This window comes from Loktanella fryxellensis, from assembly GCF_900110065.1.
Classification (GTDB): domain Bacteria; phylum Pseudomonadota; class Alphaproteobacteria; order Rhodobacterales; family Rhodobacteraceae; genus Loktanella; species Loktanella fryxellensis.
The window spans coordinates 87074-110238 of sequence record NZ_FOCI01000001.1 but is presented as its reverse complement, the minus strand read 5'-3'; the positions used below and the strand labels follow the sequence as shown (position 1 = coordinate 110238).

The window sequence follows — 23165 nt, the reverse complement described above, 5'->3', positions numbered from 1 at the left end:
GATGGCGACGCTGGTTCTTGCGGCTGCGGGCATGGCGCTGGGCGGGTCGGTGGGCGGCACCGTGCTGGGCCTGTCGATGGCGACGGTGGGGCGCGCGGCGGGGGCCGTGCTGGGCCGCGTGATCGACCAGCGCCTGCTGGGGTCCGGGTCCGACGCGGTCGAGGTCGGCCGCGTCGACCGCTTTCGCCTGATGGGCGCCAGCGAAGGGGCTGCGATCCCGCGTCTGCACGGGCGGATGCGGCTGGGCGGTCAGGTGATCTGGGCCAGCCGGTTTCAGGAAAGCAGCGATACCACCGGCGGCGGCGGCAAGGGGGCCGGCCCGCAACCGGAAACGACGACCTTCAGCTATACCATCAGCCTCGCGCTCGCCTTGTGCGCAGGTCGCATCCTGCGCGTGGGCCGCGTCTGGGCGGACGGCGAGGAGGTGTCGCCCGCGAGCCTCAATATGCGGGTCTATCCGGGGACCGAGGATCAGCAACCCGACCCCAAGATCGCGGCGGTCGAGGGAGCCAGCCTGACCCCCGCCTATCGTGGCACCGCTTATGTCGTGTTCGAGGACCTGCCGCTTGGTCAGTTCGGCAACCGCGTCCCGCAGTTCACGTTCGAGGTGATGCGCCCGGCGGAACCCGGCACGCCGGACGATCTGGCCGACATCGCGCGGCAGGTGCGCGGCGTGGCGTTGATCCCCGGCACGGGAGAATATTCCTTGGCCACGACGCAGGTGAACCTTGCGGCGGCCTACGGCGAGGAGGTGGCCATCAACGTCAACTCGCCCAGAGGCGGCACGGATTTCACCACCTCGCTGACCGCACTGGACGAGGAACTTCCGGCCTGCAAATCGGTCAGCCTCGTGGTGTCGTGGTTCGGCGACGACCTGCGCTGCGGGGTCTGCACCGTGCAGCCCAAGGTGGAACAGCGCGATGTGGACGGCGACGCGATGCCGTGGCGCGTGGCCGACATCGGGCGCGCGCAGGCGGCGCTGGTGGCCCGTCAGGATGACAGGCCGATCTATGGCGGCACGCCCGCGGATGCGGCGGTGGTCGAGGCCATCGCGGCCCTGAACGCGCGCGGCATGCGCGCGATGTTTTATCCCTTCATCCTGATGGACCAGATGGGCGGCAATGCCCTGCCGGACCCCTACACCGGGCAGGCGGGCCAGCCGCGCCTGCCGTGGCGCGGACGGATCACCCTGTCGGCGGCACCGGGGCAGGCGGGCAGCCCAGACCGGAGCGCGCAGGCGGCGGCAGAGGTCGCGGCGTTCATGGGCACCGCACAGGTGGGCGATTTCATACTGGACGGCACCACGGTGCGCTACACCGGCCCGGACGCGTGGCGTTACCGGCGGTTCATCCTGCACTATGCCCACCTGTGCAAGGCGGCAGGGGGCGTCGATGCGTTCTGCATCGGGTCCGAAATGGTGGCCCTGACGCAGATTCGTGGCGCGGGTGACAGCTTTCCCGCCGTGACCGCCTTGCGGCAGCTGGTGGCAGAGGTGCGCGGCATCCTCGGCCCCGATTGCAAGATCAGCTACGCCGCCGACTGGTCGGAATATCACGGCTACCAGCCTGCGGGGACGGCAGACAAATACTTCCACCTCGACCCGCTCTGGGCCGACCCGCACATCGATTTCATCGGCATCGACAATTACATGCCGCTGTCCGACTGGCGCGACGGTACCACGCACCGCGATGCGGGCGCAGGCGCGATCTACGACCTCGACTACCTGTCGGGGAACGTGGCGGGCGGCGAAGGCTACGACTGGTTCTATCATTCGCCAGAGGCGCGGGCGGCGCAGATCCGCACGCCGATTACCGACGGCGACGGAGAGCCGTGGGTTTGGCGTTACAAGGACCTGAAGGGGTGGTGGCAGAACGATCACCATAACCGCATCGGTGGCCGGCGGGTGGCGGCCAAGACCCCTTGGGTGCCGCAATCGAAGCCGTTCTGGTTCACCGAGTTCGGCTGTGCCGCCCTCGACAAGGGGACGAACCAGCCCAACAAGTTCCTCGACCCGAAATCGTCCGAAAGCATGTTGCCATATCATTCCAACGGGATGCGTGACGACACGATCCAGATGCAGTATCTGCGGGCGGTCTATCGCCACTTCAGGCGCACCGCGCACAACCCGGTCGCGGCGAACGCGCTGTATCGCGGGCCGATGGTCGACATGGCCCGCGCCCATGTCTGGTGCTGGGACGCGCGGCCCTATCCGTTCTTTCCCGCCAACGCCGACCTGTGGTCCGACGGCGGCAACTACATGCGCGGGCACTGGCTGAACGGGCGGGCCGTGTCGCGCACCCTCGCCGGTGTGGTGGCCGAGGTCTGTGCGAGCGCCGGTGTCACCGACATCGACGTCTCGCGCCTGCACGGCATCGTGCGCGGCTATGTGGTGGCCGACGTTGCGACCGCCCGGTCGCAGTTGCAACCGCTGCTGCTGGCCTACGGGATCGAGGTGGCGGAACGCGACGGGCAGCTCGTGTTCCGCAACCGCGACGGGGTGCCGGTCCGCACCCTCACCGCCGACATGCTGGCGGTCGGACCCGATGGCGACGGTGCCGCAGTCCACACCCGCCAGCCGCAGTCCGAGATCGAGGGTCGCGTGCAGATCGGCTACGTCGAGACCGAAGGCGACTATGCCGTGCGCGTGGCCGAGGCGATCCATCCCCGCGACGAGACACGCGGTGTCGCGCGCAGCGAATTCGCGCTGGGCCTGACGCAGGGCGAGGGCGCGCGCATCGCCGCGCGCTGGATCAACGAATCCCGCGTGGCACGCGACACCGTCACGCTGGCCCTGCCGCCGTCGCAGGGCAATCTGGGCGCGGGCGACGTGGTGACACTGGGCACCGACACCTATCGCATCGACCGGATCGAGGATGCGGGCCTGCGCCTGATCGACGCCACCCGCGTCGATCCTGAAATCTACCTGCCGCAGCGGCGGTTGGAGGAGGATGCAAAGCTCACGCCCTTCCGCGCACCGACGCCGGTTGTCGGGCTCTTCATGGACCTGCCGCTGATCCGGGGCGACGAAAGCGACACCTCGCCGTGGTTTGCGGCCACGGCACAGGTCTGGGCGGGGGGCGTGGCGCTGTACGGGGCGGCGCAGGACAACGATTACATCCTGCAGGACGTGGTGCGGCAGCGTAGCGTGATCGGAACGCTGACGGCGCCGCTGCCTGCGGGGCGCATGGACCTGTGGGACAGGCAGACCCTGCGGGTCCGGCTGGTCAGCGGTGCGCTGAAGGCGGTCGATCCCGACGCGGTGCTGTCGGGGGCCAACGTGGTGGCGCTGGGCGACGGCAGTCTGGACGCATGGGAAATCGTGCAGTTCGCGCAGGCGCAACTGGTGGGCGACCGGACCTGGGCACTGACCGAGATGCTGCGCGGACAGCGTGGGACCCGGGCGTCGATGCCTGCGGTCTGGCCCGCAGGCACCCGCGTCGTGGTGCTGGACGGTCGCCCGGAACAGGTGACGATTCCCACGGCGGCCCGCGGGCGCACCCGGCATTTCCGTTATGGCCCGGTCAAGCGGCCCGTGACCGACCGCAGCTATCGCCACGTGGTGACGGTGCCAAAGGGGAACGGGTTGCGCCCCTATCCGGTGGTGCATCTGACGACGCGGCGCAGCGGCGGCGATCTGGACCTGCGCTGGATCAGGCAGACGCGGATCGACGGCGACCTGTGGGACCGCGGTGACGTGCCCTTGGGCGAAGAGAGCGAGGCCTATGTCGTGCAGGTGCGGCAGGGCGATACGATCCTGCGCGAGGTGACGGTGACGCAAGCGCGCTGGATCTATGCGCAAGACGCGCGGCTGGGGGACGGCGTTGCGGGCGATTACGTGCTGGCGGTGGCACAGATCTCGGCCCGTTACGGCGCAGGGCCGTTCGTGCGGATCGACGTGGTCGCCTGATGCGCCCCGTCCACGTGACCGACCTCGACATCGCCGCACGGACGGTGCTGGCGTACGGTCCCGTCACGGCGGTGCGGATCGTGGCCGGTGCGCGCCTCGCCGACCGCTATCGCAAGCGGATGCGGCGGCGGCACCGGCTGTGGGGCGATGGCACGTTGGCGGGGGCTTGTGCGGCCATCGGCCCCGCGGCCCCGCCGGGCGCCTGCGACGCAGCTTACCGCACAGCGCTGGCGGCAGTGCTGGCCGCACTGGCCGCGCCCCTTTGATTGCCGCCGCAAAACGCTATATGCTCGTCAAACCTGACCGGCGAAGGACCATCCCGATGAACCAGATCCAGCCCCGACTGATCAGCGTCGACCCGGTCTGGCAACGGATCGCGGACGAGGCGCGGCACGCCATCGACGCATCCCCCGCGATGGGTGCGATGTATCACGCGGGCATCCTGCAGCACGACAGCTTCGACGCGGCATTGGCCTACCGCATCGCGATGAAGCTTGCGTCCAGCGAGATGCCCGCCCAGACGATCCGGGAGATCGCCGACGATGCCTATCGCGCCGACACCAGCCTGACGCAGGCCGCACGCGCCGATCTGGTGGCGACGATGGACCGCGATCCCGCGTGCCACCGTTTCCTGCAGCCGTTGATGTTCTTCAAGGGCTATCAGGCCGTGCAGGCCTACCGGCTCAGCCATCGGCTGTGGACCGACGGTGCGCGCGATCTGGCCTATTTCGTGCAGATGCGCGTGTCAGAGGTGTTCGGCGTGGACATCCATCCCGCCGCCCGGATCGGCAAGGGTCTGATGATCGACCACGCCCATTCCATCGTGGTGGGCGAAACCGCCGTCGTCGGCGACAACGTGTCGATGCTGCATTCCGTGACGCTGGGCGGCACCGGCAAGCAGGAGGAACAGCGCCACCCGACGATCCGCGACGGCGTGCTGATCGGCGCTGGTGCCAAGGTGCTTGGCAACATCACCATCGGTCATTGCAGCCGGATCGCCGCCGGGTCGGTGGTGCTGCACGACGTACCGCCGATGAAGACCGTGGCGGGCGTGCCCGCCAAGATCGTGGGCGAAGCAGGCTGTTCCCAGCCCGCCCTGTCGATGAACCAGATCCTCGGCGTGGACTCGACCGATATCTGATCCGGCGCTGCCGACCCCACATGAAAAAGGCCCCGCAGCACTGCGGGGCCTTTTGCCGTTCCGGCCGACCCTTGGATCAGGCCAGCATCGTCATCGGGTTTTCCAGATTGTCCTTGATCGCGCGCAGCAGGTCCGCCCCGAGCGCACCATCGATCACCCGGTGATCGACCGACAGCGTGACCGACATCACGGTGCCGACGGCCAGTTCGCCGTCCTTGCCCACGATGGGCTTCTTGACGCCGGCACCGACCGCAAGGATCGCGCTGTGTGGCGGATTGATAATCGCGTCGAAGTTGTCGATCCCGAACATGCCCAAGTTGCTGATCGCGAAGCTGCCGCCCTGATATTCCGCAGGGGCCAGCTTGCGGTCGCGGGCACGGGTGGCCAGATCCTTCATCTCTGACGACAGCGCCGACAGCGACTTCTGGTCCGCATCGCGCAGCACCGGCGTGAACAGCCCGCCTTCGATCGCCACGGCCACCGCCACGTCGGAGCGTGTGAACTTCAGCGTGCGGTCACCGGCCCAGACCGCATTGGCGGCGGGCACCTGTTGCAGCGCCAGCGCACAGGCCTTGATGATGAAATCGTTGACCGACAGCTTGACCTTGCGCGTCTCGAGCTGCGCGTTCAGCTGGCTGCGGAACTTCATCAGCTCGTCCAGATGGATGTCGCGGCGCAGATAGAAGTGCGGCACGGACTGCTTGGCTTCGGTCAGGCGGGCGGCGATGATCTTGCGCATCCCATCCAGCTTCACTTCCTCGAAGGCACGACCATCATACATCTTGATGACCTGTTCGGTGCTGGGACCGCTGGCCATCGCTGCACCCTTTGGCGCGGCTGCGGCTGCGACAGGCGCCGGGGCCTCCGCCTTGCCGGCCGTGTCGGCCTTCGCCGCCTTCGGCTGCGCCGACGCACCCTCCACATCCGCCTTCACGATGCGGCCATGCGGTCCGGTGCCGGTGATCTGCGACAGGTCAAGCCCCTTGTCCGCCGCGATGCGCCGCGCGAGCGGCGATGCGAACACCCGCTCGCCGCTGGCCCGCGCCTGCGGCTGAGGCTCGGCCTTGAAGTCGGCGTCCTTCGCCTCCTGCGCCGCACCGCCGTCGTCGCCATAGCCCTTGGCGGGGGTGGCAGCCTTCGCGTCATCCCCGGCGTCGGCGGCCTTGGCCTTCGGCGCGGCCTTCGGTGCCGGGTCCGCATCCGCACTCTCGCCGTCCACCAGCAGCGTGGCGATGGCGGTGTTCACCTTCACCCCCTCGGTGCCTTCGGCGACGAGCAGCTTGCCGATCACGCCCTCGTCCACGGCCTCGAACTCCATCGTGGCCTTGTCGGTCTCGATTTCCGCCAGCAGGTCGCCGGAGGAGACGGTGTCCCCCTCCTTGACCAGCCATTTCGCCAGCGTCCCTTCCTCCATCGTGGGGGACAGGGCGGGCATCAGGATTTCCGTTGGCATCGCTCTGTTCCTTACCGGTAGGTGACTTTTTTCACGGCGGCGATCACTTCGTCCACCGTCAGCAGGGCGTGCTTCTCAAGGTTCGCCGCATAGGGCATCGGCACGTCCTTGCCGGTCAGGGTCAGGACCGGCGCGTCCAGATGGTCGAACGCCTCCTGCATGATGACGCCGCTGATGTAGCCGCCGACGCTGCCCTGCGGCCAGCCTTCCTCGACGGTGACGCAGCGGTTGGTCTTCTTGACCGACGCAAGGATCGTTTCGGTATCCATCGGACGCAGGGTGCGCAGGTTGATGACCTCGGCGCTGATCCCGTCCTCGGCCAGCTTCTCGGCGGCGGCAAGGGCATAGGTCATCCCGATGCCGAAGCTGACGATGGTCACGTCGTCACCGGCACGCTCGATCTTGGCCTTGCCGAAGGGGATGGTGAAATCGTCCATCACCGGCACGTCGAAGGTGCGGCCATAGAGGATCTCGTTTTCCAGAAACACGACCGGGTTCGGATCGCGGATCGCGGATTTCATCAGACCCTTCGCGTCGGATGCGGAGTAGGGCATCACGACCTTCAGACCGGGGATCTGCATGAACCATGCAGCAAAGTCCTGGCTGTGCTGCGCACCCACGCGGGCGGCGGCGCCGTTCGGGCCACGGAACACCATCGGCGCACCCATCTGGCCGCCTGACATATACAGCGTCTTGGCCGCCGAGTTGATCAGGTGGTCCATCGCCTGCATGGCGAAGTTGAAGGTCATGAACTCCACGATGGGGCGCAACCCGCCGAATGCCGCACCGACCGCGATACCGGCAAAGCCGTGTTCGGTGATCGGCGTGTCCACCACGCGCTTGGCACCGAACTCGTCCAGCAGGCCTTGAGAGATCTTGTAAGCACCCTGATATTCGCCGACTTCCTCGCCCATGAGGAACACGTGATCGTCGCGGCGCATTTCCTCGGCCATCGCGTCGCGCAAGGCTTCGCGCACGGTAGTGGATTTCACCTGCGTGCCTTCGGGCCAGTCGGGGGTGGTGTCGGCGACCTTGGCGCTTGCGGCAGGCTTGGGGTGTTCCATGCCATCGGCGGGGGCCGTCTCGCTCGACTGTGCCTTGTCAGCGGCGACGGGGGCGCTGGCCTTGACCTCGCCCTTGGCCTTCGCACCCTCGGCGTCGTCCATGCTTTCGCCGTCGACCAGCAGCACGGCGATCACGTCGTTGACCTTCACGCCTTCGGTGCCTTCGGCGACCAGCAGCTTGCCGATCACGCCTTCATCCACGGCCTCGAACTCCATCGTGGCCTTGTCGGTCTCGATCTCGGCCAGAATGTCGCCGGAGGCTATGGTGTCGCCCTCCTTGACCAGCCATTTCGCCAGCGTGCCTTCCTCCATCGTGGGGGACAGGGCGGGCATCAGAATCTCGGTTGCCATCGCTCAGGCCTCCTGCGGGACTTCGGTTGCGTAGATGTCGGTCCAGAGCTCGTCCAGATGCGGCTCCGGGCTTTCCTTGCTGAACTCGGCGGCTTCGTTGACGATGGCCTTGATGTCGCGGTCGATGGCCTTCAGGTCGTCCTCGGTGGCGTGCTTGCCGGTCAGCAGCATATTGCGGATCTGCTCGATCGGATCGCGCTCGTCGCGCATCTTCTGCACCTCCTCGCGGGTCCGGTACTTCGCCGGGTCCGACATGGAATGCCCGCGATAGCGGTATGTCTTCACCTCGAGGATGTAGGGACCCTTGCCCGCACGGCAGTGGGCGACGGCCTTTTCGCCGGCGGCCTTCACGGCCAGCACGTCCATGCCGTCCACTTCCTCGCCGGGGATGCCGTAGGCGACACCGCGTTCCCACAGGGATGGCGACTTGGTCGACCGTTTCACGCTCGTGCCCATCGCATACTGGTTGTTCTCGATCACGAAGATCACCGGCAGATCCCAGAGCTCCGCCATGTTGTAGGTCTCGTAGACCTGACCCTGGTTCGCGGCCCCGTCACCGAAATAGGCGAAGGTCACCCGGTCGTTGCCAAGGTATTTGTCCGCAAACGCCAGCCCCGCGCCCAGTGGCACCTGTGCCGCGACGATCCCGTGCCCGCCGTAGAAATGCTTTTCCTTGGAGAACATGTGCATGGACCCGCCTTTCCCCTTGGAAAAGCCGCCCTCGCGTCCCGTCAGCTCGGCCATGATCCCCTTGGGGTCCATGCCGCAGGCCAGCATGTGTCCGTGGTCGCGGTACGATGTGACGCGCTTGTCGCCCTCGCTCGCCGCGGCCTCGAGGCCGACGACGACCGCTTCCTGACCGATGTAGAGGTGACAGAACCCGCCGATCAGGCCCATGCCGTACAGCTGTCCCGCCTTCTCCTCGAAGCGGCGGATCATCAGCATCTCGCGGTAATGCCCCAGCAATTCCTCGGCCGAGACATTCGCCCGGTTCGCTGCGGTCTCGGCGTCTTTCTTCGGCGGCATGGTCGCTCCCTTGCATCGACGGAATAGTTTAGCGTTAAACTACTTTGCGATGATAGAGTGCGGTTGCGGCCAAGGCAATCCGGTGCCGTGGTTTTTAGCGCGGACGCTATGGGGGTTATTCGATCACGATCTCATCGGTGCGGACCATGCCCAGGACGTCGCGCACCTGACTGTCGAGCAGGTCGATGTCGAGAAAGTCGTCGGACAGCCGCTTGGTCAGGTTTTCCATCACCGCGACCTCCGCCTGCAGGGCTGCCAGCTCGACGGTCAGTTCCGCGCGCTCTGCCGCGACCTCGGCGCGTTTGAACACGCCGTAGTCGCCCTGAATCGCGGCGAACATGAAATAGAGGCCCATCATCAGCGTCAGCAGGAAATAGATGAGTGTGCCCAGTCCGGGCCGGTTCGTCTCGTTCATGTGCTGCCCCATGCGCGCCTGTTGCGGCGCTTGTCGCGATCGTTTCACAGCGGCGCGCTGATGAAAACAGTCCCGGGCCACGACAGCGGAAAAATCCGCCGTCGTGGCCCGGATGCGTCAGCCTGCCACGGATGCCGCGTGGATGGCCGCGATGGTGCGGCCGATCTCGGCGTTGAAGGCATCGTCGGATTGCTGCACCGACAGCCCTTCGGTCAGCGCGCGCGAAAAGCTGGCGATGATGCCGGGGTTCTGTGCCAGTTTCGCGTTGGCCGTGTCGCGGTCGTAACCGCCCGACAGCGCGACGACGCGCATGACGCGTGGATGATCGACCAGCGGCTGATACTGCCCCGCCACCTCTGGCAGCGTGACCTTCAGCATGACTACGGTGCCGTCCGCCAACTGATCGAGGTGCCGCAGGATGCTGTCCAGCAGCATCTGTTCGGCTTCCGCCTTGTCTGGGATGTCGATGGTGATCTCGGGTTCGAGGATCGGCATCATGTCGTGCGACAGCACCTGTGCGCCCACCTCGAACTGCTGTGCGACGATCATGTCGATCCCTGCGGCGTCGGCAGCGTGGATGACGGACCGTTCCTTGGTCCCGAACACGCCCAGCCCGTGGGCGCGGTCCAGCAGCGCATCCAGATCGGGCATCGGTTTCATCAGCTGCACGCCGTGCGCCTGCGCTTCCAGTCCCTTGTCGATCTTCAGGAACGGCACGACGCCGCGCGCCTGCCACAGAAACGCGGCGGCGGGTTGACCCGCGAACATGCGGTCCATCGTATCCTCGAACAGGATCGCGCCGACGACCTTTGCGCCGGTAAAGTCGGGGGCCATCACGATGCGTTCGCGCATCGCATGGATCATGCCGAACATCTCGCTGTCGGTAGTATAGGCGTCGGTGGTCACACCATAGGCGGCCAGCGCCTTGGGCGACGACCCACCGCTCTGGTCGAGGGCCGCGATGAACCCGTTGCCTGCCCGCACCTGTGCCGCCATGTCGTCGTTCATCGTGTCGCTCCGCTGTGACCGGGGCTGCGATCCGCCCCCGGCCATGTCTTAGGCAGGGGGCGGCAGGCTGACAATTCTGGTTACGCTAACGCTCTGGTATTAATCCTCAAGTGCGGCGACGCCGGGCAGGGTCTTGCCTTCCATCCATTCCAGGAATGCGCCGCCCGCCGTGCTGACATAGGTGAAATCGCCCGCCACGCCCGCCTTGTTCAGCGCAGCCACCGTATCGCCGCCGCCCGCGACGGAGACGAGTTTGCCGTCGCGCGTCAACTCTGCCGCGGCCTGCGCCGCTGCCGTCGTCGCCGCATCGAAGGGCGCGATCTCGAACGCGCCCAGCGGGCCGTTCCACACCAGCGTCTTGGCCCGTTCCAGCACCATGCGGATATGCGCCACGCTGTCAGGCCCGGCATCGAGGATCATGGCGTCCGCCGGGCAATCCTCGGCCTTCACGACCTCGGACGCGGCACCCGCCTTGAACTCCCGCGCCACGACCACGTCGCGGGGCAGCAGGATCTCGCATCCGGTGTCGGCGGCCTTCTGCGCGATGTCGCGGGCGGTCTGCGCCAGATCATGCTCGCACAGGGACTTGCCCACGTCGATGCCGCTGGCCGCAAGAAAGGTGTTCGCCATGCCGCCGCCGATCACCAGCACATCGACCTTCTCCACCAGATTGCTCAGCAGGTCGAGCTTGGTGGACACCTTGGCCCCACCCACGACGGCGACCACCGGGCGGTCCGGCGTGCCAAGTGCCTTGTCCAGCGCTGTCAGCTCTTCGGCCATCAGGCGGCCCGCACATGCGGGCAGCAGACGGGCCAGCGCCTCGGTGCTCGCGTGGGCACGGTGTGCGGCGGAAAACGCGTCGTTTACATAGACGTCGCCGAGGCTTGCCAGCCGCTGGGCAAAGCCCGCGTCGTTGGATTCCTCGCCGGGGTTGAAGCGCAGGTTTTCCAGCAGCGCCACGTCGCCGTCGCCCATCGCGGCGACCCCCTCGCCATACTTGCCGTCGAGGAAGATCACGTCCTGCCCCAACGCCGCCTCCAGCGCGGGCACGATCTGGCGCAGGGACATCTCGGGCACGACGCGGCCCTTGGGCCTGTCGAAATGCGCCAGCAGGATGGGCAAGCCGCCCGCCGCCTGAATGTCCTTTACCGTGGGCACGATCCGGTCGATGCGGGTCGTGTCGGTGACGCGGCCGTCTTCCACGGGCACGTTGATGTCGACGCGCACGAGGACGCGCTGCCCCTTCAGGTCCATGTCGTCGAGGGTTTTCCAGCTCATCTGCATCTCTCCTGTCATAGGTGTTGCGCCATACCTGTGCCAAGGTCACGGCAACGTCAACGGCGGCGTCAACCGGGGCCGTGCCTTGGCATTGCGGGTCATTCGCCATATGTCAGGGCCAGCAACGACTGAAAGAGGTGCCACAATGGCCGACATCAAAGACCCGGAAAACACGATCATCATGACGCTGAAGGACGGCGAGGTGGTCATCCAGCTGCTGCCCGACGTGGCACCCAAGCATGTGGAACGGATGAAGGAACTGGCCCGCGCCGGGGCCTACGACAACGTGGCGTTTCACCGGGTGATCGACGGCTTCATGGCGCAGACCGGCGACGTGGAACACGCGAACATGGAAAAGGACTACAACCCCGGTCGCGCCGGCACGGGCGGTTCCGATCTGCCCGATCTGCCGTCCGAATTCTCCAAGTTGCCGCATGCGCGCGGGTCGCTGGGTGCAGCGCGGTCCGCGAACCCGAATTCGGCCAACAGCCAGTTCTTCATCAACTTCAAGGACAACGATTTCCTGAACGGACAATACACTGTCTATGGTCAGGTGATCTCGGGCATGGCCCATGTCGATGCCATCGCCAAGGGTGAGCCGCCGCGCAACCCCGACCGCATGATCAGCGTCAAGGTGGCGTCCGATGTTTAAGCTCGCCACCGCACTGACCCTGCTGGCGGCCCCCGCCTTTGCCAGCGGTCTGGACATCACCGTGGCCGGTCAGGCCAACGGCGTGATCCACGTCGACCTGCTCGAGGATCTGGCGCCCCAGCACGTTGCCCAGATCGAGGCCATCGCCGCCGAAGGCGGCTATGACAACGTGGTGTTCCACCGGGTGATCGACGGCTTCATGGCGCAGACCGGCGACGTAGAGTTCGGCAAGGCGGACGGCGACGTGGCCCGCGCGGGCACAGGCGGGTCGGCGATGCCCGACATCCCCGCCGAATTCACGACCGACCGCAGCTTCGATCGCGGCGTGGTCGGCATGGCGCGCAGCCAGGACCCGAACTCGGCCAACAGCCAGTTCTTCATCATGTTCGCGCCGGGTCCGTTCCTCGACGGTCAATACACCATCGTCGGCGAGGTCACCGAAGGCATGGAGATCGTCGATCAGATCAAGCGCGGCGAGGGTGCCAATGGTGCCGTGTCGGACGCACCCGACGTGATGACGAGCGTCGTCGTCACCGAGTGATCAGGCAGCCATCGCTGTCACGAAACGGGCCCTGCGGGGCCCGTTTTGCTGTCCGAGGTCTGACCGTGGTGCGTGGTGGACCGGGGGCCTCCGGCGGGAGTATTTGGCAAAAAGCGAGAATCAGGTGCCGCAGAAGGTCCGCGTCACGACCTCATCCGCCGCCGCAGGCTGCGCAAAGGGGGCGCGCGCGGCATCGAGCGGCGCAAAGGGCTGCGTCACCATGGCCACCAGGGTGTGGAACGGAACCATGTCACCATGCTCTGCGGCAGCGATGGCTTCGGCGATGCGGTGGTTGCGGGGGATGATCCGCGGATTGACCCGTGCCATGATCGCGGTGTGGTCCGGTGAGCGCCGGGACTGCCAGTCGGCGGACCACGCGGCGAAGGCGGCGGTGTTGGTGAGGGGCGCGGGATCGGTGCCAAGGGTGGCGAAGGTCGTGGTGAAATCCGCGCGGTCCTGCGCCATCAGGTCGAGCAGGCGCTGGATCAGCGGTGCGTCGTCCGGGCCGGGGTCGGCCAAGCCGATCTTGGCCCCGAAGGTCTGCACCCACGCGGTCTGGTAGAGGTCCGCGAAGCGGTTGATACGGATCGTGAAATCCTCGACCGCCGTATCGGGGTCCGGCATCAGCGGGATCAGTGCCGTGGCCAGTTGCGCGAGGTTCCACAGCGCAATCCCCGGCTGGTTGGCATATGCATAGCGCCCACCACGGTCGATGGCGCTGAACACCTGTGCGGGATCGTAACCTTCCATGAAGGCACAGGGTCCATAGTCGATGGTCTCGCCTGCCACGCTCATGTTGTCGGTGTTCATCACGCCGTGGATGAACCCCAGCCCCATCCAGCGGGCGATCAATCGCGCCTGTGCAGCCACGACGGCGTCCAGCAGCCCGCCGATGCCGTCCGCGTCCGGGTTCAGGCGCTGGATCACGTGATCGGCCAGCGCCTGCAGCGCAGCCCGGTCGCCGCGCGCCGCGTGGATCTGGAACGTGCCGACGCGCACGTGGCTGCGCGCCACGCGGGTCAGGATCGCACCGGGCAGGGGGCCGCTCTCGCGCCACACATCCTCTCCGGTCAGCACGGCGGCCAGCGCACGTGTGGTGGGCACGCCGAGGGCCGCCATCGCCTCGCTCACCAGATACTCGCGCAGCACGGGGCCGAGGGCGGCACGCCCGTCGCCGCTGCGGCTGTAGGGGGTGGGGCCGGAGCCCTTGAGCTGCAGGTCGTAGGCGTGACCGTCGCTGCCACGGACCTCGCCCAGCAGGATCGCGCGACCGTCGCCCAGCTGACCGCTCCAATGCCCGAACTGGTGCCCGCCATAGAGCTGCGCCAGCGGCGCGGCCCCCGGCGGCACCGCGTTGCCGGACAGGACCGCCAGCGCGTCTGGCGTGGCCAGCCACGCGGGATCGAGGCCCAGCGCCGTGGCAAGGTCGGCATTGACCGCCAGCAGCCGCGGGGCCGCCACGGGGGTCGGGTCCTGTGCCGTGAACAGCCAGGCAGGCAGGCGGGCGAAGCTGTTCTCGAAACGGATCATAGCGGGTCCGTCATCAGCCGCGCGCCCGGCACGGCGCGAAAGCCCGCCCGCGCACAGAACCGTCCCGCCGCGTCGGGGTTGGCTGCGGGCAGGATCACGTGCATCGCCCGCATGTCCGCACGGGCAAGGTTCACCGCCACCGCGTGCAGCACTTCGGTCCCGATGCCGCGCCCGCGCACGCTCGCGCGGATGAAACACTCCTCCAGCCAGCCGACGAGACCGCCCTGCGATATCGACCAGCCGAAGGTCACCATGACATAGCCCAGCGGGCTGCTTTTCGGCCCGATCAGCCAGACGGCGCCCAGTGGAGAGCCGTCAAGCAGCGGGCCCAGCACGGCGGCGCGATGCGCGTCGTCGTGGGTCAGGCCAGCTTCCGCGTGATAGCGCGCCATGAGGTCCATCAGGCGGTCCGCGTCGGCGGGGGTGGCAAGGGCGATGGCGGTGCTCACAACCGGGCCAGCCGGTCCGTCAGCAGGGCAAAGAACCCCTCCGCGTCCACGTCGCCCATGAACATCGCATTGGGCGCGCGGTCGGTGACGCGCCACCAGTCGGCGACGGTCATGCCAAGCGTCAGGTCCGACCCGGTTTCGACCACGACGTTGACGTGCCGCCCGGTGAACAGGCCGGGCTGCAGCAGATACGCGATCACGCAGGGGTCGTGCAGGGGTGCACCCTCGGCGCCGTATTTCTCCTTGTCGAACCGCTCGAAGAAGTCGGTCCAGGCGGCGACCATATCGCCCACTGTCGTGCCCATCGCGCGGAACGCATCGATGCGGGCGCGATTGGTCAGCGCCTTGTGCGTGACATCGAGCGGCATCACCACGAGGGGGACGCCCGCGGCGAACACCTCTGCCGCAGCCTCCGGGTCGACATAGATGTTGAACTCGGCGGCGGGGGTGATGTTGCCCACCTCGAAATAGGCGCCGCCCATCAGGATGATCTGCTGCACGCGGCCGATCACGTCGGGGGCGCGGCGGAACGCCGTGGCGATGTTCGTCAGCGGCCCCAGTACGCACAGCGTCACGCTGCCGGAGGGCTCACCCCGCAGCGTCTCTACGATGAAATCGACGGCGTGTTGTGCCTGCAGTGGCATGGTGGGATCGCCCATCTGCGGCCCGTCGAGGCCGGTCTTGCCGTGCACATGTTCCGCCGTCACCAGCTTGCGCAGCAGCGGCGCATCGCAGCCCGCATAGACCGGCAGATCGGGCCGTCCGGCCAGTTCGCAGACGATACGGGCGTTCCGTTCTGTCAGTGACAGCGGCACGTTGCCCGCCACCGCCGTCAGCCCCAGCACGTCGAGTTCGGGGGACGCCAGCGCCAGCAGGATGGCGACGGCGTCGTCCTGACCGGGGTCGGTGTCGATGATGATCTTCTGGGCCATGGCACGTCCTGCTGCGATTTGCGCCACTTTGGACGCCGCCATGCCGGGGGGCAAGGGGGGCCGGGCCAATGCGGCGCGGCCCCGGTGCGTCACACCAGCGTGTCGCTGCCCCGCGACAGGGCCGCGACGCCGGTGCGCGCCACCTCCTGCAGGCCCAAAGGCCGCATCAGGTCGGCGAAGGCGTCGATCTTTTCCGGCGTGCCGGTGATCTCGAACACGAAGGATTGCAGGGTGCTGTCCACCACGCTGGCGCGAAAGATGTCGGCTAGGCGCAGCGCCTCGACCCGCGCATCGCCACGCCCCGCGACCTTCAGCAGCGCCAGTTCGCGTTCCACCGACGGGCCTTCGACGGTCAGGTCGTGCACCTCGTGGACGGGCACGATGCGGCCCAGCTGCGCCTTGATCTGCACGATCACCTGCGGCGTGCCTGTGGTGACGATGGTGATGCGCGACCGGTGGCCCGTGTGGTCGATCTCGGCCACGGTCAGGCTTTCGATGTTGTAGCCGCGCCCGGCGAACAGGCCGATGACGCGCGCCAGAACGCCCGGTTCGTTCTCCACGATCACCGCCAGCGTGTGCCGTTCCACGGTATCGCCAAAGGTCGAACGGAGGTCGTAGGCGGAATGGCTGCTCGCGCCTTTCTTGATGTTCAGTGGTGACATGGCACGGTTCCTTGATCGGGTGTCGTCGGTTGGTCTGGCAGGCAGAGGGGCAGCAGGATCACACCAGCACCGCGCCTGTGGCACCGATGGCGCCTTTGACCTGCGCGTCGCGCAGCAGCATTTCGTTATGCGCCTTGCCCGACGGGATCATCGGGAAGCAATTCTCGTGCTTTTCCACCAGACAGTCGAAGATCACCGGACCGTCATAGGCGATCATCTCGGCAATCGCCTCGTCCAGATCGGCGGGGTCGGAACAGCGGATGCCCTTGGCGCCGAATGCCTCGGCCAATTTCACGAAATCCGGCAGGGATTGCGACCACGATTGCGAATAGCGCTCGCCGTGCAGCAACTGCTGCCACTGGCGCACCATGCCAAGGCGTTCGTTGTTCAGGATGAACTGCTTGACCGGCAGGCCGTATTGCATCGCCGTGCCCATCTCCTGCATGTTCATCAGCCACGACGCCTCTCCGGCGACGTTGATGACCAGTGCGTCGCGGTGCGCCATCTGCACGCCGATGGAGGCGGGCGTGCCGTAGCCCATCGTGCCCAACCCGCCGGAGGTCATCCAGCGGTTCGGGTCCTCGAAGCCGAGGTATTGCGCGGCCCACATCTGGTGCTGGCCGACTTCGGTCGTGATGTAGCGGTCATGACCCTTGGTCAGCGCCTCGAGACGGCTCATCGCGTATTGCGGGCGGATCACCGGGCCGTCCTGCGTGAAGCCGAGGCAGTCGGTCGCCTGCCACGTCTTGATCTGCTTCCACCACTTGGCCAGCGCCTCCTTGTCGGTGCGGCGGCCCTGCGTTTTCCAGACCTTCAGCAGGTCCTCCAGCACATGCGCCACGTCGCCGAGGATCGGGATGTCGACGCGCACCACCTTGTTGATGCTGCTGGCGTCGATGTCGATGTGCGCCTTGACCGACTTGGGGCTGAAGGCGTCCAGCCGCCCGGTGATGCGGTCGTCGAATCGCGCACCGACGTTGATCATCAGATCGCAGTCGTGCATCACCATGTTCGCCTCATAGGTGCCGTGCATGCCCAGCATCCCCAGCCACGCGGGACCGGAGGCGGGATAGCAGCCCAAACCCATCAGGGTGGAGGTGATCGGGAACCCCGTCGCCTCGACCAGCTCGCGCAACAGCTGGCTTGCGGCGGGGCCGGAGTTGATGACGCCGCCGCCGGTGTAGAACACCGGGCGCTTGGCTGTGGCCATCGCCTCGGCCAGCTCGGTGATCATGGCGATGTCGCCCTTGACCTGCGGGGCGTAGTGGGACTTGCGCTTTGACTTCTCCGAATAGGTGCCGGTGGCAAACTGCACGTCCTTGGGGATGTCGATCAGCACCGGACCGGGCCGGCCCGAGGTCGCGACATGGAATGCCTCGTGGATGGTGTTCGCCAGCTTGTCGGTGTCCTTGATCAGCCAGTTGTGTTTCGTGCAGGGCCGCGTGATGCCGACGGTGTCCGCCTCTTGGAACGCATCGGTGCCGATCATGAAGGTGGGGACCTGACCCGTCAGCACGATGATCGGGATGCTGTCCATGAGCGCGTCCGTCAGACCGGTGACGGCATTCGTGGCACCCGGGCCGGAGGTGACGAGGGCGACACCCGGCTTGCCGGTCGATCGCGCATAGCCTTCGGCGGCGTGGACGGCGCCCTGTTCGTGCCGCACGAGGACGTGCTGGATCTGGTTTTGCTGAAAGATCTCGTCGTAGATCGGCAGGACGGCACCGCCGGGATAGCCGAACACGACCTCGACCCCCTGATCCATCAGGGCCTGCACCACCATCTTCGCACCGGTCATCATCTTGGTCATCGTTGTGTCCCTTGCCTGCGGGGCCGCATGCCCCGGTCTTGTCGTCTGGAAAGACATCGCATCGCGTAAAAAAGCCCCCGTCGCGGGGGGCGCATGGAGACCTGTCAGGTCACACCGCGGTCAGCGGCCCATGCGCATCCTGATTGTTACGGGGTCTAGCAGCGTCATGCGGTGGATTCCCTTATTCTGGTGCCGTTCTAGGCAAGCCACCGGACAGGGTCAACCACATGCGCGGAGAAAATGTCGCGACAGCCGCATTTGTCGCAACATTGTTAAAGCCCGGCGGGGGTGGGGATGCGGATCGTGTGCCGGTGCGGAGCGCACCGGCGGTGGCGGGCATCGGCAGCGCAGCCCCGTGGGGCCACGCCGATCCGATGCCCGGCTGCCATGTCGGCGCGTGCCTCAGGCGTCCTTGCCGCCGATCTTGTCCTGCGTCTGCGTGTCGAAATCCACGGCGGCGTGACGCTCGTGCAGCTGATCGCCGGGTTCGCCGAACAGGCGGTTCACCTTGCGCCCGCGCAGATAGGCGGGCCGCTGCATCACGCTGTCGGCCCAGCGGTTCACATGGGTATAGCTGCCGGCGTCGAGGTATTCGGCAGCGCCGTAGACCTCGTTCTTGACCAACGCGCCGTACCACGGCGCCGTCGCCATGTCGGCGATGGAATAGGAGTCCCCGCCCAGATAGGCGCGGTCCGCCAGCGCGCGGTCCAGCACGTCGAGCTGTCGCTTCGTCTCCATCGAAAAGCGATTGATCGGGTATTCCATCTTGCTGGGCGCATAGGCGTAGAAATGCCCGAAGCCGCCGCCGAGGTAGGGGGCGGACCCCTGCAGCCAGAACAGCCAGTTCATCACTTCCGTCCGTGCCTTGCGGTCCTTCGGCAAAAAGGCGCCGAACTCCTCTGCCAGATAGAGCAGGATCGACGCGGATTCGAACACGCGGGTATCGGTCGCGGTGTCGAGCAGGGCCGGGATCTTGGAGTTCGGGTTGATCCCGACGAACCCCGACCCGAACTGGTCGCCATCGCCGATGCGGATCGGCCATGCGTCGTATTCAGCCCCCGCGTGACCCGCCTCCAGCAGCTCCTCGAACATCACGGTGACCTTGACGCCGTTGGGTGTCGCCAGCGAGTGCAACTGGAACCGGTGATCGCCGCGGGGCAGGGGCGCGTCGTGGGTGGCACCAGCGATGGGGCGGTTGGTGCTGGCGAACTTGCCGCCGTTCTCGGCGTCCCAGGTCCAGACCTTGGGCGGGGTGTAGTCGGTCATCTCGACGCTCCTTGCTGTTGTCGGGACAGAGTTAGCCCCTGATGTCGCATGTTCAATCTGCGTTGCTGCGGCAGCGTCTGTGCGGCACGTGGCGCTGCGGTGTGCGCGGTCAGCAACCATACGGCACGATCCCCTCTTGTCACCACGTGGCAGAGGTGCAGGATCGGCCCAATTCAGCCCCCGGACCATCCGTCATGCGCCTGTTTTTGTCCTCTCACCGTCTTGGCCGCCATGAGGACCGGTTGCTGCAACTGGTGGGCGCGCGCCGCAATGCGCTGGTGGTCGGCAATGCGCAGGACCACATCCCCGCCGCCGCCCGCGCGCTGTATCAGGCGACCGCCTATGATCCGGTGGCGGAACTGACCCGGCTGGGGTTGCCCGCCGGCTGGCTGGACCTGCGCGACTACATCGGCGCGCCGATCCGCCTGTACGACGTGCTGCGCACCTGCGGGCTGGTCTGGGTGCCGGGGGGCAACGCCTTTGTGCTGCGCCGCGCGATGCGGGCCAGCGGATTCGACGCGGTGATCCACGGGCTGCTGGAACAGGACGCACTGGTCTATGGTGGTTCGAGTGCCGGTGCCATCGTCGCCGCACCCACCCTGCGCGGGCTTGACCTGATGGACGACCCCGCGCCCGGCACCTGGGGCGACGAGCCGGTGTCCTATGCGGGGCTGGGGCTGTTTCCACGCTCCGTCGTGCCGCATGTCCAGTCGGCCCACCGCGACAGCCCCGGTGCCGATCGCGCGGCCGACTGGCTGACGGAGCAGGGACTGCCGTTCGTGGGATTGCAGGATGGTCAGGCGATCCTCGTCGACGGGGACCGGACCGTGCTGCTGCCCTGACGGCGGAGGGTGCAGGGGTAAGGGCGGGGCCCGCTGCGATTGCGGTCGCGGCGCAGGATTTGCGATGGCGCAGATCAGGGCGATGCAACCCTAGAATGGCCAGCGAGGATGCCCGAAGCGACGGCGGGGGATATGCCCTTTTGCGCAGGGTACCTCCGCCAGGCGTCGCACCTCATTCTCAGACCGCCGGCGAAACGCGCTCCACCCAAGGCAACGGCGATACGTCCCCGCAAAAACCCTAACGCAGCACCCGCGCACCGTTCGGCAGGGTGATCCGGGCGACCTGTTCGGCGATGGGCGCGGTGGACAACGGGTGCAGCGCCGCATCGTGGTCGTGGGGATCGCCGATGTCGCGCCATGATCCGTCGCGAAAGATCTCGAGCGCCGCGAAGTTCGCCTTGTAGCCCATCTTGGGGCTGCCGGGCACCCAGTAGCCCAGATAGACGTAAGGCAGACCCAGTTCGCGCGCGACGGCGATATGATCGAGGATCAGGAAGCTGCCGGGGCTGTGCCGCTCCAGCTCCGGCTCGAAAAAGGAATAGACCATCGACAGCCCGTCGTCGAGGATGTCCGTCAGACAGGCGGCGACGGGCAGGCCGTCGCCCCGGATGGTGTCGGTGTATTCGATCAGGCGGGATCGCACCGGCGTCTCCTCGACCATCGCGGCGAATTCGAACATGTCCATGTCCGCCATGCCACCATCCGCGTGACGCGCGTCGAGGTAGCGGCGGAACAGATCGAACTGGTCCTCGGTCGCCCAGGGCGAAGTCGCGCGGCGGCGCAGGTGCGCATTGCGCTTCAGCACGCGGCGCTGGCTGCGGGTCGGCGCAAAGTCGGCGACGCGGATGCGGGCCGACATGCAGGCCGCACATTCTGTACAGGATGGGCGATAGAGCACGTTCTGCGACCGGCGGAACCCCTGCTTGGACAGCATGTCGTTCAGGGCTGTCGCCTCCTCGCCCTGCAGGGCGGTGAACAGCTTCCGCTCCATCCGGCCCGCAAGATAGGGGCAGGGCTGTGGCGCGGTCACGTAGAACTGTGGCGAAGGCGGAAGTAGATGTCGCATGATGACAAGAGTGGTGCGGGACCGGCACGCTGACAAGTCCTTGCGGCGGCACAATTGCGGCGATTTCGGTGGAATCGCTGTTTCCATGCCCCCGTGCGCGTGCCGGGGCACCGGTGGAACCGCCGACCGCCCGTGGTCAGCGGTGCCACCGATCCGCGGTCAGGCGGGGCGGTTGATCGCGGTCGTGCCCAGCACGTAATCGCTGAGGCCCTGACCGCGCGGCGCGACCGCCATCAGCACGACGGACAGGATCTGCAGGGGCGCCGTGATGAGGCTGACGGTATAGCCCGCGGTGTGCAGGAACGCGGTCGTGCCGCTCAGTCGCTGGCCGTCGTGGTCGCGCAACTCGATCCCCATCAGGCGCATCCCCCAGGTGGCGGACCGCCCCGCAATCGTCGCCCAGCGATAGGGAAAGCCCACGCACATCATCAGGAACGGGAAATAGAACACGCCCGTAAAGGCCGTGAACGGCAGCATCAGGATGCACACGATCGCCACGAGGGTCACGTCGACGACCCAGGCCAACAGCCGCTTGGTCGGCACGCCTGCATAGAACGGCGCATCGGCCACCGGATCGGGCAGGGCGTGCAGGCGGGACAGGGTCGTGGTCATCGGCGGAACTCTCCAGTCGGGTAAGATGGGGGAATGCGGACCCGTCAGACGGGGCCGCATCCGGTGCAGTCAGCGGACGTCAGTTGGCATCCCGGGGCGCATCGGCGGTGTCATCCACCGGGCGGTCGGTCTTGCGGTCGGCCATGAACTGGTCGAACTCGGCCTTGTCCTTGGCGGCGCGCAGACGGCCGAGAAAATCGGCAAAGCTGTCCTGCTCTTCCTGCAGGCGGCGCAGCGTGTCTTCCTTGTAGGCGTCGAAGGCGGCGTTGCCGGACGACTGCATCATGCTGCCGCCGAAACGGCGCGACATGCGGGACGGTCCGGTGGTGACGGTGCGGTTGAACATGCGTTTGCTCCAGATCATGTAGGCCAGAAGGGCTGCGCCCACGGGCCAGAAGACGACGAAACCGGCGACCATGGCGGCGATCCAGGCACCGCGACCACGGGCATCAAGCCAGTGTTCCGTGCGCTTGAGCCAGACCATCGGGCCGGAAGCTGCGGGATAGGACGGTGTCGAATACATGGGCAGGCTCCTGTCGGGCTTGGGGTTCGGGTTGATGTTAACGTGTTTCACATCACCGATATGTGGATGCCGCCCAACGCCATCAAGAGGGTATGTGAATGTTTTTCACATCGCGCTTCGGGACCCGCGCCGCACGCCGTTCCGTGCCCCTCGTCAGCCAGCGAACTCCGCCACCACCGCGCCGCTGATCCGCGCCAGATCGTCGGGTGCGATCGCGAACACGTGGCGCGGCGTGCCCGCCGCCGCCCAGACCACCGCGAATGCCGACAGTCCTGCGTCGAAGAATGTCGTGACGGGCGTCAGATGTCCCACCGGCGACACCCCGCCGATGGCGAACCCCGTCTGCGCGCGCACCGCCGCCGCGTCGGCCCGGCCCAGCGGCTCTCCGGCCAGCTGCGCCGCCCGGTCCAGATCGACCTGCCGCCCTCCGGGTGTCACGAACAGCACGACCCGACCGCTGGTCGCCCCCTGCAGCACGATGGATTTGGCGATCTGGTCGATGTCGCAGCCGACCGCCGCCGCCGCATCCGCCGCCGTGCGGGTGCCGTCCGCCATCTCGACCGGTATGATCTGCAACCCCGCGGCGCCCAGTGCGTCGCTCACGCGCTTCAAACTCTTGCTCATCGGCTGTCCTTTC

General features: G+C 67.0%; 22 protein-coding genes. 6 read left to right on the top strand and 16 right to left on the bottom strand.

Annotated elements, in window-relative coordinates; genetic code table 11:
• Position 1 precedes the first annotated feature (1 nt).
• Genes BMX16_RS00535 through cysE form a run of 3 tightly spaced genes read left to right on the top strand, consistent with a single transcriptional unit; the run spans position 2 to position 5048 of the window.
• Positions 2-3907 (top strand): baseplate multidomain protein megatron, encoded by a 3906-nt coding sequence (locus BMX16_RS00535; RefSeq protein ID WP_089897594.1) that lies wholly within the window; start codon positions 2-4, stop codon positions 3905-3907.
• Positions 3907-4173, top strand: a complete 267-nt coding sequence (locus BMX16_RS00530) for a DUF7742 family protein (RefSeq protein ID WP_089897592.1) — start codon at positions 3907-3909, stop codon at positions 4171-4173. The genes BMX16_RS00535 and BMX16_RS00530 overlap by 1 nt, the downstream gene beginning before the upstream one ends.
• A gap of 56 nt (positions 4174-4229) precedes the next feature.
• Positions 4230-5048 (top strand): serine O-acetyltransferase, encoded by an 819-nt coding sequence (cysE, locus tag BMX16_RS00525; protein WP_089897590.1) that lies wholly within the window; start codon positions 4230-4232, stop codon positions 5046-5048.
• A gap of 76 nt (positions 5049-5124) precedes the next feature.
• Here cysE and BMX16_RS00520 read toward each other — a convergent pair whose 3' ends face one another.
• The 6 genes from BMX16_RS00520 to BMX16_RS00495 all read right to left on the bottom strand — a co-directional run bounded on the left by BMX16_RS00520 (position 5125) and on the right by BMX16_RS00495 (position 11643).
• Positions 5125-6501, bottom strand: a complete 1377-nt coding sequence (locus BMX16_RS00520; protein ID WP_089897587.1) for a pyruvate dehydrogenase complex dihydrolipoamide acetyltransferase — start codon at positions 6499-6501, stop codon at positions 5125-5127.
• A gap of 11 nt (positions 6502-6512) precedes the next feature.
• Positions 6513-7916 (bottom strand): pyruvate dehydrogenase complex E1 component subunit beta, encoded by a 1404-nt coding sequence (locus BMX16_RS00515; protein ID WP_089897585.1) that lies wholly within the window; start codon positions 7914-7916, stop codon positions 6513-6515.
• A gap of 3 nt (positions 7917-7919) precedes the next feature.
• A complete protein-coding gene (pdhA, locus tag BMX16_RS00510; protein ID WP_089897584.1) occupies positions 7920-8942 on the bottom strand; it encodes a pyruvate dehydrogenase (acetyl-transferring) E1 component subunit alpha in 1023 nt (340 codons plus the stop codon).
• Positions 8943-9057: 115 nt separating this feature from the next.
• Positions 9058-9357: an FtsB family cell division protein gene (locus BMX16_RS00505; protein WP_089897582.1), complete on the bottom strand. Its 300-nt coding sequence runs from the start codon at positions 9355-9357 to the stop codon at positions 9058-9060.
• 117 nt (positions 9358-9474) lie between these two features.
• Positions 9475-10365, bottom strand: coding sequence for a fructose bisphosphate aldolase (locus BMX16_RS00500; protein WP_089897580.1), 891 nt, complete (start codon positions 10363-10365; stop codon positions 9475-9477).
• Positions 10366-10464: 99 nt separating this feature from the next.
• Positions 10465-11643 carry a phosphoglycerate kinase gene (locus tag BMX16_RS00495; protein ID WP_089897578.1) on the bottom strand — a complete coding sequence of 393 codons (1179 nt, stop codon included), beginning with the start codon at positions 11641-11643 and terminating at the stop codon, positions 10465-10467.
• A gap of 145 nt (positions 11644-11788) precedes the next feature.
• Here BMX16_RS00495 and BMX16_RS00490 point away from each other — a divergent pair, with 145 nt between their 5' ends.
• Positions 11789-12295, top strand: a complete 507-nt coding sequence (locus BMX16_RS00490) for a peptidylprolyl isomerase (protein ID WP_089897577.1) — start codon at positions 11789-11791, stop codon at positions 12293-12295.
• Complete coding sequence (locus tag BMX16_RS00485; protein ID WP_089897575.1) at positions 12288-12836, top strand: peptidylprolyl isomerase; 549 nt, start codon at positions 12288-12290, stop codon at positions 12834-12836. Before BMX16_RS00490 ends, BMX16_RS00485 begins: the two co-directional genes overlap by 8 nt.
• A gap of 120 nt (positions 12837-12956) precedes the next feature.
• Here the strand turns inward: BMX16_RS00485 and BMX16_RS00480 are convergent, their stop codons facing one another.
• The 6 genes from BMX16_RS00480 to yghU all read right to left on the bottom strand — a co-directional run bounded on the left by BMX16_RS00480 (position 12957) and on the right by yghU (position 19485).
• A complete protein-coding gene (locus tag BMX16_RS00480; protein ID WP_089897574.1) occupies positions 12957-14366 on the bottom strand; it encodes a protein adenylyltransferase SelO in 1410 nt (469 codons plus the stop codon).
• A complete protein-coding gene (locus BMX16_RS00475) occupies positions 14363-14815 on the bottom strand; it encodes a GNAT family N-acetyltransferase (protein ID WP_089897572.1) in 453 nt (150 codons plus the stop codon). The genes BMX16_RS00480 and BMX16_RS00475 overlap by 4 nt, the downstream gene beginning before the upstream one ends.
• Positions 14812-15747, bottom strand: coding sequence for a nucleoside hydrolase (locus BMX16_RS00470; protein WP_089897569.1), 936 nt, complete (start codon positions 15745-15747; stop codon positions 14812-14814). The genes BMX16_RS00475 and BMX16_RS00470 overlap by 4 nt, the downstream gene beginning before the upstream one ends.
• An 89-nt stretch (positions 15748-15836) precedes the next feature.
• Positions 15837-16409 (bottom strand): acetolactate synthase small subunit, encoded by a 573-nt coding sequence (gene ilvN / locus BMX16_RS00465; RefSeq protein ID WP_089897567.1) that lies wholly within the window; start codon positions 16407-16409, stop codon positions 15837-15839.
• A gap of 58 nt (positions 16410-16467) precedes the next feature.
• The gene (locus BMX16_RS00460) at positions 16468-18219 is read right to left on the bottom strand and encodes an acetolactate synthase 3 large subunit (RefSeq protein WP_089897565.1); all 1752 of its coding nucleotides are present in this window, start codon (positions 18217-18219) and stop codon (positions 16468-16470) included.
• 402 nt (positions 18220-18621) lie between these two features.
• On the bottom strand, positions 18622-19485 hold the full coding sequence (yghU, locus tag BMX16_RS00455; RefSeq protein ID WP_089897563.1) for a glutathione-dependent disulfide-bond oxidoreductase: 864 nt from the start codon (positions 19483-19485) through the stop codon (positions 18622-18624).
• A 41-nt stretch (positions 19486-19526) separates the two neighbouring features.
• Between yghU and BMX16_RS00450 the strand changes: the two genes are divergently transcribed.
• On the top strand, positions 19527-20327 hold the full coding sequence (locus tag BMX16_RS00450; protein ID WP_218139805.1) for a Type 1 glutamine amidotransferase-like domain-containing protein: 801 nt from the start codon (positions 19527-19529) through the stop codon (positions 20325-20327).
• A 238-nt stretch (positions 20328-20565) separates the two neighbouring features.
• On the opposite strand, the gene BMX16_RS00445 is transcribed toward BMX16_RS00450, so the two are convergent.
• The 4 genes from BMX16_RS00445 to BMX16_RS00430 form a co-directional block, all read right to left on the bottom strand.
• Entirely contained in the window at positions 20566-21393 is an 828-nt protein-coding gene (locus BMX16_RS00445) for an arginyltransferase (RefSeq protein ID WP_089897559.1), read from the bottom strand.
• Between the two features lie 159 nt (positions 21394-21552).
• Positions 21553-22005, bottom strand: a complete 453-nt coding sequence (locus tag BMX16_RS00440) for an RDD family protein (RefSeq protein ID WP_089897557.1) — start codon at positions 22003-22005, stop codon at positions 21553-21555.
• A gap of 79 nt (positions 22006-22084) precedes the next feature.
• Positions 22085-22528, bottom strand: coding sequence for a DUF2852 domain-containing protein (locus BMX16_RS00435; RefSeq protein ID WP_089897556.1), 444 nt, complete (start codon positions 22526-22528; stop codon positions 22085-22087).
• 153 nt (positions 22529-22681) lie between these two features.
• On the bottom strand, positions 22682-23152 hold the full coding sequence (locus BMX16_RS00430) for a YbaK/EbsC family protein (protein WP_089897554.1): 471 nt from the start codon (positions 23150-23152) through the stop codon (positions 22682-22684).
• Positions 23153-23165 lie beyond the last annotated feature (13 nt).